This window comes from Sphingomonas sp. DMC6 (assembly GCF_056314225.1).
The window spans coordinates 613,128-627,712 of record NZ_JBQUYT010000002.1 but is presented as its reverse complement, the minus strand read 5'-3'; the positions used below and the strand labels follow the sequence as shown (position 1 = coordinate 627,712).

Below are 14,585 nucleotides of genomic sequence, written 5' to 3'. Positions count from 1 at the left end.
TCAACGCCCGCCGAAGTTCGGCGGGCGCCGCTCGATCCATGCACTGCGTGCTTCGAGATGGTCCTCCGTCATTGCGCATCGGCTCTGATTGGCTGCTTCCAGGTCGAGGGTCGCTGTCAGGTCGTTGCTCTCGGCAAAGTTCAGGTTTCGCTTCATCATGCTCCAGGCGATCAGCGGACCCGCTGCCAGCGTGGACGCGAAGGCCGCTGCTTCCTCAGCCAGGCGCTCGGGCTCGACCAAGCGTGTGACCAGTCCGAGCCGGTCTGCCTCCTCGGCTTTCAGGCGGGGATTGAGGATCAGGAGCTCGCGCGCCTTGGCAGGCCCGACCAGCCGCGCCAGCGTCCAGCTGATCCCGAAATCGCCCGAGAAGCCCACGGCGGCGAAGGCGGTGCCGAACGTCGCCGAGGCTGCGACGATGCGGAAATCGGCCGCCAGCGCCATGCTCATGCCGGCGCCCATCGCAGCACCATTGACGGCTGCCACGATCAACTTCGGGCAACGATGCATCGCGAGCGCAACATTCTGCTTGTGCCGAAGATCCTCGATGCGCTTCTCCAGCGTGCGCTCGGCGCGACCCGAAAGGTCCTTCACGTCGCCGCCGGCGCAAAATGCCTTGCCGGCGCCGGTGAGGACAATGACGCCGACGTCCTGGTCGCGTCCAAGACGATGATAGGCCTCGATCAGTTGATCGATCAGGCCGTCCGTCAGCGCGTTCATCGAGTCGGGCCGATTCAGCATCAGGGTCACGACCCGGCCGTCTCGCGTCTCGATCAGTTCCGACATGTTCGCTACCGCACCTTCTTGCCGTTTCCAGCGATGTGCCTAGGAGATGGGCACAAGGGCAAGAACCATCTGTCCGTCATCGCGTATGTGCTTTCCGACGTCTTCATATCCGCGATGGCATGAGAAGCGCGGCTTGCGCATCGGATGCGACATCGTAGAGTTTGGCAAAAGAAAATCCGGAGGAATAGGTGCCCCTGGCCGAGCTTCCAGTGCAGGACCATCGTCGGCCGATACAGGATCCACCCCGCAGCGTAGGCAGGGTGCTCAGCGTACTGGAGACCGTAGCGGATCGCCGCGACGGCATATCGCTGTCGGAACTGGCGCTCCTGGTCGATACGCCCAAGAGCAGCCTGCTCAACATGCTGAAGGGGTTGGTCGCGTCGCAGCACCTGACCGTCCTCAACCAGCGCTATCGCTTGGGCGGGGCAGCCTATCGCATGGCGCACGCAATGCTCGCATCGCGGCCCAGCATGTCGCCGGTGCTGCACGAGGCGATCGAGGAATTGCTGGAGCGCACCGGCGAAACGGCGGTGCTGACCCGCCTCGATCCGGAAACGATGACCGTGACCTATATTGAAGGGGTCGATAGTCGCCAGACGGTGCGGTACAGCGTGTCGCTGGGGTCGAGCCGGCCGCTCTATTGCACCGCCGCGGGCCAGGCGATCCTCGCCTATGAGGAGCCCGCCACGCAGGAACGCTATATCGCGCAGACCGAGTTCCTGCAGCTTACCCCCAATACCCTCACCGATCCGGACAGGTTGCGAGCGAAGCTGGCACGCATCCGCAGCGACGGCTATGCTGTCAGCATCCAGGAGGGTATTTTCGGCGCGGTCGGCATTGCCGCTGCGCTGCCCGGCAATGATGATTTCGACCGGCGCCGCATTGCGCTGCTCGTGGCGGGACCGACAGGCCGTCTCGACAAGCGGATCGAGGAGGTCTCCCGCGTTCTGACGGAGGTCGCGGAAAAGACTGCCGGGATGCTGCGTTTCGCGCGCTAGGAAGCCCTTCGTCTCACCGCGTTTCGCTCTCCACCGGCATCGCCGTCAGCGTCGCGATCTCGGCGTCGGGAACCTTTGCCCAGAAGCGGCTCCAGCTCGGAAAGGCGGCCGGCAGGCGAGGGGCGTTGCGGTCGTGCCCGGGCCAGCCGCGGAACGGTGCGGTGGGACGTTCGAGCAGGTCCGCCGCATACCAATGGCGTTCGCGGCGACGGGTGAAGAACCACTCGCCGTCGCGGCGCACATACTCGTCGAAATAGCAGATCGCCATCACGTACCAGCGGCCGCGATCCTCATGCTCCGCGCGGCAATAGACGCGGCCTGTCGCGTGATCGGCATCGACAAAGTCGATGGCATGCCCGCAAATCTGATGAATCGAGCGGTAGAAGGTTCGGACGCCCGGCTCGATCGTGGTACGTAGTGCCTCTCGGCCCTTTCCTGCAGCGCCGCAGTCGACATCGGCAATGAACAGCGCCAGCCATGCATCGATGTCGCGCGCGTCGATCGCCAGTGCGTAGCGGATCGGCAGTTGCTGGATGGCGAGTTGCGATTCGATCCGGTCGATGCGGGCGGCGAGGTCGGCGCCGCTCACGCCAAGCGCTCCAGATTGGCGGGATCGAACGGCAGGAAGTCCCGCTGCTCGATCGCGCGGCGCAGCCATTCCGGATCGTTCAGCAGCGACCGTCCGACTGCCACCAGGTCGAATTCGCCCCGATCGAACCGCTCGACAAGGCTGGGCAGGTTGTTGTCCGACGGCTGGCCGCGATCGATATGCGCGGCGGGCTTGCCGCTCTTGCCCAGGCCGATGCCGCCGACGGTCATCGTCCGCGTGCCGGTCAACGCCTTCACCCAGCCGGCGAGGTTCAGCGGCGATCCCTCGAACAGCGGCGTATCGAAGAAGCGCTGGCTGCAATCGAACAGGTCCACGCCGGCATCGGCCAGCGGGCCGAGCAGTTCGGCCAGCTCCTCCGGCGTATCGGCCAGGCGCGCCCGGTAATCCTGCATCTTGAACTGCGAGATCCGCAGCGCGATCGGCACCGATTCGCCCACCGCCGCACGGATCGCCCGGATCACTTCCGCGCCGAACCGGGCCCGCGCCTCCGGGGCGCCTCCCCAACGATCGGCACGCCGGTTGGTATATTGCCACAGGAAGCTGTCGATCAGATAGCCATGGGCGCCGTGGACGGCGATACCGTCAAAGCCCGCCGCCACCGCATTGCGCGCCGACGCCGCATAGGCGGCGATGGCGTCGGCGATCTCCTCCTCGCGCATCGGCGCGGTTTCGGGCAGCGATTGCACGCGTCGCTCGGGATGGACGGAGATCACGCCGTCGGGCGGACCCCAGATGCCTGACGGGCGCAGGGCCGCCGTGTCCGCTGCGTGTGCGCCGGCGAATTCGACGTTCCACATCGGCCCTTGATGCCAGAGCTGGGGCCAGATCGGGCAGCCGGCGGCGTGGACGGAATCGACCACGTCGCGCCAGCCGGCGAGCGCGTCCTCACCGTGCAACCGCGGGATGCCCGGATTGTCGACGGCGCGGGGATGGTCGACGGAAACGCCCTCGGTGATGATCAGGCCCAAGCCGCCATCGGCGCGGCGGCGATAATAGTCGGCGACGTCGCGCGTCGGCACACCCCCGGCGCAGAAGTAGCGCGACATGGGCGACATCACGACGCGGTTGGCGAGCGTCACGCCGCGAAGCTGCAAGGGGGTCAGCAAGGATTTCAGCATGATGTCACCCTATGGGCGGGCGCTCCGCATGGCGAGGCGAGGCGCGCCGATTGGAACGCTCGGGGGCGAAGCATCGCATATCGGATGCCCGAAAGTGTCGATGCCGCGGTCGACGGCCGCAGCGGGAGTGCGACTCAAGGCGTTTCCGTGAGAACCGCTTCGAGGGGTACGATGCGCCTGCGGGCCTGCAGCGTGATCGCCAGCGCGGCGCCGATGATGATCGCCGCCCCGATCAACGTGGCGCCACCGGGGACCTCGCCGAAAAAGGCGAAGCCGAACAGCGACGCGAAGACGATCCGGGTATAGTCGATCGGCGCCATGGCGGTGGCCTCGCCCATCGACATGGCCTTGATGTAGCAGGCCTGCGTCACCGTCGACAGCGCCCCCATCAGGCCGAGCAGCATCAGTTCCACGCCGTGCGGCGTCTTCCATTCCAGCGCGGCCGCGGGCGCGGTGAAGAGCACGCCCAGAATCGCCGACCAGGCGAGCAGGGTAAGCTGGCTGTGGTCGCGCGTCATCGACTTGACGCCGATCAGCGCCCAGGCCGCGAGCAGCGCCGCGCCGATCCCCGCTGCGGCCCCCCAGTCGAGGATGGAGTGTGCGCTCCAGGGCTGCAGCACGACGACGACGCCGCCAAAGCCGACGAGGGTACTGAGCATGCGGCCCGGCGCGACATGCTCGCGCAGGATGAGCATCGCCAGCGGTACCATGAACAGGATGCGGGTGAACGACAACGCGTTCGCCTGCGCCAGCCCAAGCCGCTGGTACGATGTATAGGCGAGGATCAGTGCTAGGCTGCTCGCTGCAGAGCGGCTGAGCATATAGGCTGGGCGCGCGGTGCGCAGCACGCGTCCGGGCGCCGCGAGGATGAAGGGGAGCAGCACCACCAGGCTCACGACCTGGCGACAAAAGGTCTGGACGGCGGGGGGATAGCTGTTCCCCAGGAACTTCACCAGCGACATGGCGAGGGTGAAGGTGATCGCCGCGGCCAGCATCCACATCGCGCCGCGCAGCGTATGGTCCCGCTGCGCAGCTGCCGGCCCGGATGCTGCTTGTGGCGCGAGGGCGCTCACGCGGCCAACAGCGTGCCATAGCGCTTGCGGTGCCAGCCGGGGCTTCCCCCCTGGTTCACCAGCACCATGGCGCGGCGGAGATACAGGCCGATGTCGCTTTCGTCGGCGAAGCCGATGCCGCCGTGGAGCTGGATGCCCTGCCGTGTCACCAGCATCGCCATGTCTCCGGCGCGGGCCTTCGCTCGGGAGACTGCCTGCCGTATCGCATCGCGTTCGCGTCCCGAGTCGAAAGCACGGGCGGCGGCATCCACTGCGGCGCGCGCCAGTTCGATCTGCACGAGCAGATCCGCACAGCGATGCTGCAGCGCCTGGAAGCTGCCGATCGCGCGGCCGAACTGCTGGCGCGTTCGCAGATGGTCGAGCGTGATGTCGAACGCGCGCTGGCCGAGGCCCAGCAATTCGGCTGCGACACCCAGGCGCAGACGTTCGGCGGCCAATCCGTCGCCCGTCGCCGGGCGCGCCGGCGAGTCGGACATGGTAATGGTGGCGATCGTCCGCCCGTCCTGTGCGCCGACGCTGGTCAGTGTGACGTCGCCGGCCTCGAGGACCCAGAAGCCGGTATCCGCCAAAATCAGGAACCCATCGGCATGGCGCGCCGACAGGACGCCCGTGCAGCGACCGGACAGCCTTCCGTCACGCACTGCGATGTTCCCGCCCAGCGCCGGCAGGTAGAGGCTCTGGCCGCCCAGCACCGCGTCGCGCGCCGCGTCCGGCAGGGCGGCGACGGCGGGAACCGCGGCGACGAAGGGCTCGGGAACCAGGCCGCGCCCCATGATTTCGGCGAGCGCGCAATATTCGCCCATGCCGAGCCCGGCACCGCCGGCGTTTTCGGGCACCAGCAGCGGGATCCAGCCGAGCGCGAGCATTTCCTGCCAGGTCGCCGCATCGAAATCGCGATCACCGAAGCGGAGGCCGCGTACGCGCGACACGTCGCCGTCGGCGGAAACCACCGCCGAGGCGCTGTCGCGAATCATCTCGATACGGTCGGTACGTTCCTGGTCCATCGCTGCTACTCTCCCGCGCTCGCTTCCCTGTTATCGGCATCGCGTGCCGGCGCCACCGGTGCGCGCGCGCGATCACATATGTGCAGTGCGTGCGGGATCGGTTGCCCGGCCCCTGCGAGCGCCATAGCTTGTGCCCAAAGGGACGCCCCAGGCGAAGGACCTATTGACCATGCTTACCGCCGTATCCGCCACCTCTCCCGTTCGCGACGATTTCGTGCCGGCGAGCGACTATATCTCGCCGGATTTCGCGCGCCTCGAGCGCGAGCGGCTCTGGACTCGCGCCTGGCAGATGGCCGGGCGCGAGGAGGAGCTCGAAGCGCCAGGCGACTTCATCACCTATGAGATCGCGAACGAGTCGATCACGATCGTGCGGACCGCCGCGGGAGAGTTGAAGGCGTTCTTCAATGTCTGCCCGCACCGGGGGCGCAAGCTGACCAGCGGCTGTGGCCGGATGGGACGGTTCCATTGCAAATATCATGGCTGGAAATGGGACCTGGACGGTCGTTCGGTCGATGTGATCGATCGGGCGGACTGGGACGGCACGCTCGACGATGCGGAGATCGCGCTGGAGCCGGTCCGCGTCGATACGTGGAACGGCTGGGTGTTCGTGTGTCCCGACGCGGAGACGCCGCCGCTGCTGGAGTGGCTCGACCCCGCGCCCGAATATCTCGACATGTTCGAGATCGGCAAGATGCGCTATAAATGGCGGCGCCAGGCGGTGCTTCCGGCCAACTGGAAAGTGGCGCTGGAAGCCTTTTCGGAAGGCTATCACGTTCAGACGACGCATCGCCAGTTGCTCGCATTCACCTCGGATTACACGATCAGCCGCAAGCACGGTCTGCACGGCATGTTCGGCTATGGCCCTGGCCGGCCGCTTGGCCTGCCGTCGCCGCGGCTGGGCGATCCGCCGGCGGATCTGGACGTCCGCGACGCCGTGGTCCGCGTGTTCGAGGAGCTGCTCGAGACGCTCGACACGACGATGACGGAGCACACGCTGCGTGCCGCCAAGCGCCTGCGCGCGGAAATGCCTGCGGACGCCGAGCCGATGGAGGTTGTCCGCGCCTTCATGCGTTTCAACCGCGAGGAGCATGAGGCGGGGGGCGCGGGCTGGCCCGCCGACCTGACCCCGGAGGCGATGGGCAAGGCCGGCACGTCGTGGCACATCTTCCCCAACATGGTCTTCCTCCATGGTCCCTGCCATCTGCTCGGCTATCGCGCACGTCCGAACGGGGACGATCCCGACAGCTGCATCTTCGATGTCTATGCGCTGGAGCGCTATCCGGAGGGCAAGGAGCCCCGCCCGACGCTTTCGGTCCGGCCCGATATCACCAGCATCGCCGACTGGGGCCTGATCCTGACCCAGGACTTCCAGAACATGGCCGATCTCCAGCAGGGCATGAAGAGCCGGGGATTCAAGGGATCGCGGACCAACCCGAAGCAGGAACTGGCGGTTTCCAACTTTCACCGCGCCCTGCACGAGTTCATGGCGTGAAGCAGATGTTCGACGAGGAGGTCGACTTCCTGATCGTGGGCTCCGGCGGCGGCTCGTTCGCCGCAGCGCTGGCGGTCAAGGATGCCGGGAAGACGCCGCTGATACTGGAGAAGACCGACAAGGTCGGCGGCTCGACCGCCATGTCGGGCGGCGTGCTGTGGATCCCGAACAATCCATTGCTGCGGCGTGAGGGGATTCAGGACAGCTACGAGCGCGGACTGGAATATCTGGCGCACACCGTCGGCAACGGCGGCAAGGGCGTAACCCCGGCCCGTACCGAGGCCTATCTGCGAACCGGCCCCGAGATGGTCGAATATCTCGAACGAAAGGGCGTTCGTTTCCGCCGCTTCGACGGCTGGTCCGACTATTATGACGACCGTCCCGGCGGCGCGCCGCGCGGCAGATCGATCGGCATGACGCTGTTCGATACGCGAAAGCTCGGCGAATGGGAGGCGCGGCTGCGCAAGGGGCCGTTCCCGGTCCCCTTCAAGCGGCGCGAAATGCACCGCGTGTCGCTCGCGAAACGGACCTGGGAAGGGCGCCTTGCCGCGCTGGCGCTGGCGTTCCGCATGATGCGGATGCGGATCACCGGCAAGCATCTGGTCAGTGCCGGGACTGCGATCCAGGCGCAGATGCTCTATGCCGCGCTACAGAACGACGTCGACATCCGCACCGAAGCCGGTGTGGAGGAATTCATCCTGTCCGAGGACGGCGGCGTAATCGGCGTCGTCGCGGCAATCGATGGCCAGAGGCGGCGGATCTGTGCACGCGACGGCGTGTTGCTGAACATCGGCGGCTTTGCGCGCAACCAGGCGATGCGCGACCGCTACCACCGCACGCCTACCTCGACCGGCTGGACCAATGCCAATCCCGGCGACACCGGAGAAATGCTGGAACAGGCGATCGCGCTGGGCGCCGACACCGACAATCTCGACAAGGCGGTGTGGATTCCCGGATCCCTGCCGCCCGGTGCCAGCGTGCCGCTGATGCATCCTCAGGACTTGGCCAAGCCGTACATGATGCTGGTGGACGCCAAGGGCGAGCGCTTCTGCAACGAGGCCGGCAGCTACATGGAAACCGGCGAGCGCATGCACGATGTCGTCGAACGCACCGGCAAGCCAGTCTGGGCCATTCTGGATAGCCGCCATCGCAATAATTATGTGTGGGGCAAGTTCCCGCCGCTGTTGACCCCCCCGAGCTGGTTCGAAAAAGGCTATATGGTCAAAGCGGACAGCCTGGAGGCACTCGCCGGTAAGATCGGCGTCGATGCCGCCGGCCTGGTTCGAAGTGCTGAGCGGATGACCCGCTTCGCCGAGCGCGGCGTAGACGAGGATTTCGCCAAGGGTGCACGCCATTATGATCGGTTCGGCGGCGATGCCTCAGTGAAGCCCAACCCCTGCCTCGGCGCGATCGATCGTCCTCCCTTTTACGCGGTGCAGATGTTTCCAGGCGACGTCGGGACCTATGGTGGTCTCGTGACCGACGAGGACGGCCGCGTGCTCAGGCCCGACGGCACCGCCATTCCGGGCCTGTATGCGACGGGCAATTGCACCGCCTCGGTGACGGGTGGGGTATATCCCGGCGCAGGCGCGTCGATCGCGGCGTCGTTCATCTTCGGACTGCGCGCGGCGCGGCGGGCGATGCGTTTGAATCTACAATAGAATTGTTGCTCCTTCCGGCGAAACGCCAGGGGGCGTGATTGGTCGATCCGCCACGGATAGGCCCAAGGTGACAAGGATATATCATGGCTCAACGCCCGCTTTCTGGCATCCGCGTGCTGGACCTCACCCGTGTGCTCGCCGGCCCCCTTACGGCGCAGATGCTCGGCGATCTGGGTGCCGAGGTGACCAAGGTCGAACGTCCCGGCAGCGGCGACGACTCGCGCATCTATGGCGGCCCCTATCTGACCGACGCGGACGGCGCGCAGACGCGGGAGAACGCCTTTTATCTCTCGGCCAATCGCAACAAGAAGTCGGTCACGATCAATATCGCCAAGCACGAGGGGCAGGAGCTGATTCGTCGGCTGGCGGCCGATTCCGATGTCCTGCTCGAGAACTACAAGGTCGGCGATCTGAAACGCTACGGGCTCGACTATGAAAGCCTGAAGGCGATCAACCCGCGCCTGATCTATTGCTCGATCACCGGCTATGGCCAGGATGGTCCCTATGCCAAGCGCCCGGGCTATGATGCGATCTTCCAGGGCATGGGGGGGCTGATGAGCGTCACCGGGCTGCCCGATGGGGAGGAGGGCGGCGGCCCGATGAAGATGGGGCCGTCGATCGCCGATGTGCTGGCGTCGATGAACGCGCTATCCGCGGTGCTCGGCGCGCTGTACCATCGCGACGGGCAGGGGGGCAGCGGCCAATATATCGATATCGCGCTGCTCGATTCCGTTGTCGCCGCGATGTCGCATTATGCACAGATCCACCTCGTCTCCGGCGAGATTCCGGTGCGGCGGGGGACGCAGGGCAATGGCGGCATGCCGGCGGCGATGTTCCCGACAGCGGATCGGCCGATCATGCTGACCGCCGGCAACGAGACGCAATATGTCCGCCTGTGCCACGCCGTCGAGCACCCCGAACTGATCGAGGACGAGCGGTTCCGCACCAATGCAGACCGGGTCCGCAACCGCAACGCGCTGACCGAGGTGTTCAACGCGATCTTCATGGCGCGGCCGCGCGCGGAATGGCTGCGGCGGCTCGACGCGGCCGGCGTGCCGAGCGGTCCGGTCAACGATCTCGGCGAGGTGTTCCAGGACGAACAGGTTCGCCATCGCGGCCTCCGGGTCGATGTCGACCATCCACTCAGCCCGGCGCTGGGCCTTATCCGCAGCCCGATGCGCTTCTCCGAAACGCCGATCACCGACTATGCGCCGCCACCGATGTTCGGTCAGCACACCGACGAGGTGCTGGAAGCGAAGCTCGGCATCAACGCAGAGCGGCGCGAAGCCCTGCGGGCGGCCGGCGTCATCTGAAGGTGGGCGGCCGGTCAGCGCGCCGATGAGCTTCAACGGCTTTGCCTTGCCGGAGGATCTGGCGATGCTTGCGGGTGCCGTCGAGCGCTTCGTTCGCGAGGAGATCCGGCCGGTCGAGGCGGCATTGCCGACGGAAGCGCGGCAGATCCCGCACGACCAGCTCTTCGCGTTGCAGCGCCGCGCGCGAGAGGCGGGCTATTGGTGCTTCGACGCGCCGGAGCGCTTCGGCGGCGCGGGGCTGTCGTCGTTCGCCTTCGTCGTGGTGGTGGAACAGGCGAGCAAGCACAAATTCTGCTTTCCGCAGCCGGGCGGCGGCGTCTTCGGGCATCCGCCGCCTATCGTGATGTATCAGGCCAATGCGGATCAGATCGCGCGTTGGGTCGTGCCCTCGATCGAGCAGGGCTGGTACGGCTTCACCGGCATCGCCGAGGCGACCGGCGGAAGCGATCCGGTCCGCGCCATTCGGACGAGAGCGGTGCGCGATGGCGATAGCTGGGTGCTGACCGGTACCAAGATGTGGATCACCCATGCCCAATATGCCCGCTATGGCGTGGTCTATGCCCGCACGGAAGCGGGCATCAGCGCGTTCCTGGTAGAAGCGGGCATGCCGGGACTGGAGGTCGTGCGCGAACTTCCCGTGCTGCGCGACCACTGGCCGTGCGAGCTACGGCTGGAGCAAGTGCGCGTTCCCGGGGAGAATCTGATCGGGACCGATGGCGGCGGGCTTGCGCTCGCCGGCGCCTGGGTGCTGCGGGCGCGGCTGCTCTATGCCGCCCGTGCGATCGGTGTGGCCGAAGAGGCGCTGCGGCTCGGCACCGAATGGGCGCGCGAGCGTGAGGTGTTCGGCAAGCCACTCGCCGCCCAGCAGGCGACCCAGTTCGCGATCGCGGACAGCCGCGCCGCCATCAACGCGGCGCGCTGGCTTACCTGGGAAGCGGCCTGGAAGCACGATCGAGGAGAGGATGCCCGCACCGCCGCCAACATCGCCAAGCTGAAGGCCGTCGAGGCGGCCGGCGCGACGGTCGACCGCATGATCCAGATCATGGGCGCGATGGGGTTGTCGAAGGAACTGCCGCTCGAGGCGTGGCTGCGCGACCTGCGCGTCGCCCGCATCCTGGAAGGTTCGGACGAAAACCTGCGGACCTTCATCGGCAAGGCGGAGATCGGGCCGTTCGGAAAGGGCGTCTGACGGTCGCCGGCGATCGGGTGCTCCGCTGCCGGACGATCCGACCGCGGTCGTCCACATTCATGATGAGGGTGGGGCGGAAGCGGTGTCGCGGTTTTCTTCGCTCCTGTGCCGGGGCATCCCATGCGCGATCTAGTATTCAAGCAGGAGCATCGCAATGTCCGGTCGTTTCGCAGGCAAGGTGGCCGTGGTCACGGGTGCAGGCCGCAATATCGGCCGCGCACAGGCGCTGCTGTTCGCCCGGGAAGGCGCGCGCGTGGTCGTCAACGACCTGGGGGGTGGCCCGAACGGGGACGAGTCGGGTAATGCCGATGTCGCGCAGCAGGTCGTCGACGAGATCGTTGCGGCCGGCGGCGAGGCGGTGGCGGAAGGCTCGAGCGTCGCCAGCATGGACGGAGGCGCGGCTATCGTCGCCAAGGCGGTGGATACCTGGGGGCGGATCGACATTCTGGTGAACAATGCCGGCATCGTCCGCGCCGGCCGCATCGACCAGCTGACCGAGCAGGACTGGGACCTGGTGCTCGACGTCAGCCTGAAGGGCAGCTTCGCGACGATCCGGGCCGCGGCGCCCGTGTTCATCGCCCAGAAGGGCGGGGTGATCGTCAATACCGGCTCGACCTCCGGCTATGGCCATTACGGGATGAGCAACTATTCCGCCGCCAAGGAAGGGGTGGCGGGGCTGACGCGCACCGTGGCGCGCGACCTGGGCGAGTTCGGCGTCCGCTGCAACATGATCCGGCCGATCTCGGCGCAGACGACGACCCGGACCGAAGGCGTGATGCGGACGATCGAGCGCTCGCGCGCGCTGGGGCAGACGTTCAACTGGAACCGCCCCCTCGCCCTGCGCCGCACCATGCCCATGCCCGAGAGCGTCGCCGCGCTTGCCGTGTGGCTGTGCAGCGATGCTGCGGCGCATGTGTCCGGGCGCGACTTCTTCGTCCAGGGAGACGAGATCGGCGTGTTCCCGGAGCCGGAGCTGCATCGCGCGGTCTTCGCCGCGGACGGCTTCACGCTCGATGCGCTCGATGCGCCTGGCGTCGCCGAATATCTGGTCGGCGATATCATCAACCGGTTCCTGACAGGGGCTCGCTGAGCGGCATCCGGCCGTTACATTGGTTTCGAATATCGATCACAGGAGAGAAGCATGACGTCGACGGCCAAGTGGCTCAAGAGCAGCGAAACGCTGCGCTTCGACGTGCGCGACCGCGTGGCATGGATCACGCTGAATCGCCCCGACAAGCGCAACACGCTGAATGCCCAGATGCTCGGCGAGCTCCACCAGGCGCTGCTGGAGGCGGACGATCTCGCAGAGGTGAACGTTATTGTCCTCGGCGGCGAGGGCCGCGATTTTTGCGCCGGCTATGACCTGACCGGCAGCTATGGCGGCGGCAAGGACGCCGAGCCCGAATTCGATGCCGACCGCTATCGCGGCCGCTCGACGACGATCGACAATGACTGCTGGCACCTCGAGCGTCAGCAGGCGCTCACCGCGATCCTGCTCGACCTGCACAAGCCGGTTCTCTGCAAGGTGCAGGGCTATTGCCTTGCCGGCGGCACCGATCTCGCGCTCAGCTGCGACCTGGTGATGGCGGCCGACGACGCGAAGATCGGCTTTCCCGCCGCACGGGCCAACGGCACCCCGCCGACCAACATGTGGTTGTACCATCTCGGCCCGCAATGGACGAAGCGCATGCTGTTCACCGGCGACACGCTGCTGGGGCGCGACGCTGCCCGCATCGGCCTGGTGCTCGATTCCTGGCCGGCCGACGAACTCGACGCGGCGGTAGCCGAAATGGCACGCCGTATCTCGAACGTCGACGCCGAGATCCTTTCGACGCACAAGCGCGCCGTCAATCTCCAGATGGAGCTGATGGGTGCCAAGACGGCGATGCGGCTGACGGCGGAACTCGATGCCCGCGCGCATCTCGCGCAGGGGCCGCGGCGGGTGCAGTTTCGCAAGGATGTCGGCGAAGTCGGGCTGAAGCAGGCGCTGAAGAATCGCGACGAGCCGTTCGGCAATAGCATCGTGACCCTCAACGCCCGGGGGTGAGGGGCGGGGCCTGGCCTAGGAAGCCCCGCGGGCCTCGCGACCGCCGAGGATCGCCATCCCCTCCAGCATCAGCCCATAGCCCAGGCTCCGCCCCATCTCGGCGCGGAGTCGCTCGGTCAGCGCGATGCGCGTGTAGCGCATCGCCTGTGGGGGCAGCGCCGCGAGCCGGCGGGCATGCTCCCACGCCCGCGGCAGCAGCGCATCCGGCGACAGGACCTCGCCGACGATGCCGAGGCGCAGCGCTTCCTGCGCATCGATCTCCTCGCCGGTGAGCAGGAAGTAGCGGCCGCGATTGGGGCCCAGCAGCATCGGCCAGACGCTGTGGACGCCGTCGCCGGGCACGACGCCGGCGATCGCATGGGCCTTGTCCGCGAAGCGGGCGGTCTGGGAGGCGAGGACGATATCCGAGAGGACCGCCAGTTCGGCATGGATCAGCGCCGGACCGTTGACGGCGGCGATCACAGGGACCTCGATCGCCAGCAGATTGTGCAGCATCCGGCGCCCTTCGTTGAAGAGCGCGTCCCACACCGCCGGCCCCATCTTGGGCATTGCCTCGCCCTGATCGTCATAGCCCTGGCAGAAGCTGTCGCCGGTCCCGGTGAGGATGATCGCTCGGACCTCGCGATCCTGTGCGATGTCGTGGAAGGCGGGGCCCAGCTGGCGGTGCAGCCCGCCCCATGCCGCCCATCGGGCGGGCCCGCCGCGAGTGTGCAGACGCACTTCCAGTACCCCGTCCTCGCGGCGGAAGGCGATGTTGTCATAGCGTTCGAGATAGCCCGTCGTCATACCATGTCTCCGCTGGATCAGGGGTGGGCGGGCGGCACGGCCACCCGCAGTCCATCGAGTGCGCGCGTCAGGTGGATCTGGCAGGAGAGCCGCGACGTGGGCGTGACCTGGCGCGCGAAATCGAGCAGTTCGCGTTCCTCGTCGCCCGGCGGGCCGACGCGCGCGAACCACGCGGGATCGACGATGACATGGCAGGTCGCGCAGCTGCACGCCCCCCCGCATTCTGCCTCGATCCCGGCGATGCCGACCCGCTTCGCCGTCTCCATGACGGTAAGCCCCTCGCGTCCGTCGATGGTGCGGACGGTACCGTCGGGCTCGACGAATGCTATGCTCACCATGCCGTCACGCTGCTCCACTTCTTCCGCTGCTTGCAACCGAGATGGTTCGCCAATGCAAGCCGTGCGTGGCCGGCCGCATGCTCATCAAATATGTGCTAAGGCGCGGAACGCCGCCGTCGCGCGTTAACGCAGCAACGCTCTTCTGCCATCAATCGCGCGATCTAGAGTTTAGC

General features: G+C 66.9%; 14 protein-coding genes. 7 read left to right on the top strand and 7 right to left on the bottom strand.

Annotation, left to right across the window (positions count from 1 at the left end; translation table 11 throughout):
• Positions 1–783, bottom strand: a complete 783-nt coding sequence (locus ACT53M_RS06835; protein ID WP_476232276.1) for an enoyl-CoA hydratase-related protein — start codon at positions 781–783, stop codon at positions 1–3.
• Between the two features lie 260 nt (positions 784–1,043).
• Here ACT53M_RS06835 and ACT53M_RS06830 point away from each other — a divergent pair, with 260 nt between their 5' ends.
• The gene (locus tag ACT53M_RS06830; RefSeq protein WP_476232275.1) at positions 1,044–1,781 is read left to right on the top strand and encodes an IclR family transcriptional regulator; all 738 of its coding nucleotides are present in this window, start codon (positions 1,044–1,046) and stop codon (positions 1,779–1,781) included.
• Positions 1,782–1,794: 13 nt separating this feature from the next.
• Here ACT53M_RS06830 and ACT53M_RS06825 read toward each other — a convergent pair whose 3' ends face one another.
• The 4 genes from ACT53M_RS06825 to ACT53M_RS06810 all read right to left on the bottom strand — a co-directional run bounded on the left by ACT53M_RS06825 (position 1,795) and on the right by ACT53M_RS06810 (position 5,586).
• Positions 1,795–2,370, bottom strand: coding sequence for a nuclear transport factor 2 family protein (locus tag ACT53M_RS06825; RefSeq protein WP_476232273.1), 576 nt, complete (start codon positions 2,368–2,370; stop codon positions 1,795–1,797).
• Positions 2,367–3,509, bottom strand: a complete 1,143-nt coding sequence (locus ACT53M_RS06820) for an oxidoreductase (RefSeq protein WP_476232271.1) — start codon at positions 3,507–3,509, stop codon at positions 2,367–2,369. Before ACT53M_RS06820 ends, ACT53M_RS06825 begins: the two co-directional genes overlap by 4 nt.
• Positions 3,510–3,643: 134 nt before the next feature.
• Positions 3,644–4,582 (bottom strand): DMT family transporter, encoded by a 939-nt coding sequence (locus ACT53M_RS06815; RefSeq protein WP_476232269.1) that lies wholly within the window; start codon positions 4,580–4,582, stop codon positions 3,644–3,646.
• Positions 4,579–5,586, bottom strand: coding sequence for an acyl-CoA dehydrogenase family protein (locus ACT53M_RS06810; RefSeq protein ID WP_476232267.1), 1,008 nt, complete (start codon positions 5,584–5,586; stop codon positions 4,579–4,581). Before ACT53M_RS06810 ends, ACT53M_RS06815 begins: the two co-directional genes overlap by 4 nt.
• 169 nt (positions 5,587–5,755) lie before the next feature.
• Between ACT53M_RS06810 and ACT53M_RS06805 the strand changes: the two genes are divergently transcribed.
• The 6 genes from ACT53M_RS06805 (at position 5,756) to ACT53M_RS06780 (ending at position 13,288) form a co-directional block, all read left to right on the top strand.
• Positions 5,756–7,078, top strand: a complete 1,323-nt coding sequence (locus ACT53M_RS06805; protein WP_476232411.1) for an aromatic ring-hydroxylating oxygenase subunit alpha — start codon at positions 5,756–5,758, stop codon at positions 7,076–7,078.
• A 5-nt stretch (positions 7,079–7,083) separates the two neighbouring features.
• Positions 7,084–8,739, top strand: a complete 1,656-nt coding sequence (locus tag ACT53M_RS06800; RefSeq protein WP_476232410.1) for an FAD-binding protein — start codon at positions 7,084–7,086, stop codon at positions 8,737–8,739.
• An 83-nt stretch (positions 8,740–8,822) separates the two neighbouring features.
• Complete coding sequence (locus ACT53M_RS06795; RefSeq protein ID WP_476232266.1) at positions 8,823–10,052, top strand: CaiB/BaiF CoA transferase family protein; 1,230 nt, start codon at positions 8,823–8,825, stop codon at positions 10,050–10,052.
• Between the two features lie 25 nt (positions 10,053–10,077).
• The gene (locus ACT53M_RS06790) at positions 10,078–11,241 is read left to right on the top strand and encodes an acyl-CoA dehydrogenase family protein (protein ID WP_476232265.1); all 1,164 of its coding nucleotides are present in this window, start codon (positions 10,078–10,080) and stop codon (positions 11,239–11,241) included.
• A 154-nt stretch (positions 11,242–11,395) separates the two neighbouring features.
• Positions 11,396–12,331: an SDR family oxidoreductase gene (locus ACT53M_RS06785; RefSeq protein WP_476232263.1), complete on the top strand. Its 936-nt coding sequence runs from the start codon at positions 11,396–11,398 to the stop codon at positions 12,329–12,331.
• A gap of 51 nt (positions 12,332–12,382) precedes the next feature.
• Entirely contained in the window at positions 12,383–13,288 is a 906-nt protein-coding gene (locus tag ACT53M_RS06780) for a crotonase/enoyl-CoA hydratase family protein (protein WP_476232262.1), read from the top strand.
• A gap of 15 nt (positions 13,289–13,303) precedes the next feature.
• Here ACT53M_RS06780 and ACT53M_RS06775 read toward each other — a convergent pair whose 3' ends face one another.
• Positions 13,304–14,074 carry an enoyl-CoA hydratase/isomerase family protein gene (locus tag ACT53M_RS06775; RefSeq protein ID WP_084581245.1) on the bottom strand — a complete coding sequence of 257 codons (771 nt, stop codon included), beginning with the start codon at positions 14,072–14,074 and terminating at the stop codon, positions 13,304–13,306.
• A gap of 17 nt (positions 14,075–14,091) precedes the next feature.
• Positions 14,092–14,412 (bottom strand): 2Fe-2S iron-sulfur cluster-binding protein, encoded by a 321-nt coding sequence (locus ACT53M_RS06770; RefSeq protein WP_476232261.1) that lies wholly within the window; start codon positions 14,410–14,412, stop codon positions 14,092–14,094.
• Between the last annotated feature and the right edge of the window lie 173 nt (positions 14,413–14,585).

Excerpts from the sequence above, each read along its gene's own strand:
- ACT53M_RS06835 (WP_476232276.1), bottom strand. The coding sequence starts at position 783 with ATGTCGGAACTGATCGAGACGCGAGACGGCCGGGTCGTGACCCTGATG.
- ACT53M_RS06810 (WP_476232267.1), bottom strand. The coding sequence starts at position 5,586 with ATGGACCAGGAACGTACCGACCGTATCGAGATGATTCGCGACAGCGCC.
- ACT53M_RS06770 (WP_476232261.1), bottom strand. The coding sequence starts at position 14,412 with ATGGTGAGCATAGCATTCGTCGAGCCCGACGGTACCGTCCGCACCATC.
- ACT53M_RS06785 (WP_476232263.1), top strand. The coding sequence starts at position 11,396 with ATGTCCGGTCGTTTCGCAGGCAAGGTGGCCGTGGTCACGGGTGCAGGC.
- ACT53M_RS06775 (WP_084581245.1), bottom strand. The coding sequence starts at position 14,074 with ATGACGACGGGCTATCTCGAACGCTATGACAACATCGCCTTCCGCCGC.
- ACT53M_RS06795 (WP_476232266.1), top strand. The coding sequence starts at position 8,823 with ATGGCTCAACGCCCGCTTTCTGGCATCCGCGTGCTGGACCTCACCCGT.
- ACT53M_RS06800 (WP_476232410.1), top strand. The coding sequence starts at position 7,084 with ATGTTCGACGAGGAGGTCGACTTCCTGATCGTGGGCTCCGGCGGCGGC.
- ACT53M_RS06790 (WP_476232265.1), top strand. The coding sequence starts at position 10,078 with ATGAGCTTCAACGGCTTTGCCTTGCCGGAGGATCTGGCGATGCTTGCG.
- ACT53M_RS06780 (WP_476232262.1), top strand. The coding sequence starts at position 12,383 with ATGACGTCGACGGCCAAGTGGCTCAAGAGCAGCGAAACGCTGCGCTTC.
- ACT53M_RS06820 (WP_476232271.1), bottom strand. The coding sequence starts at position 3,509 with ATGCTGAAATCCTTGCTGACCCCCTTGCAGCTTCGCGGCGTGACGCTC.
- ACT53M_RS06805 (WP_476232411.1), top strand. The coding sequence starts at position 5,756 with ATGCTTACCGCCGTATCCGCCACCTCTCCCGTTCGCGACGATTTCGTG.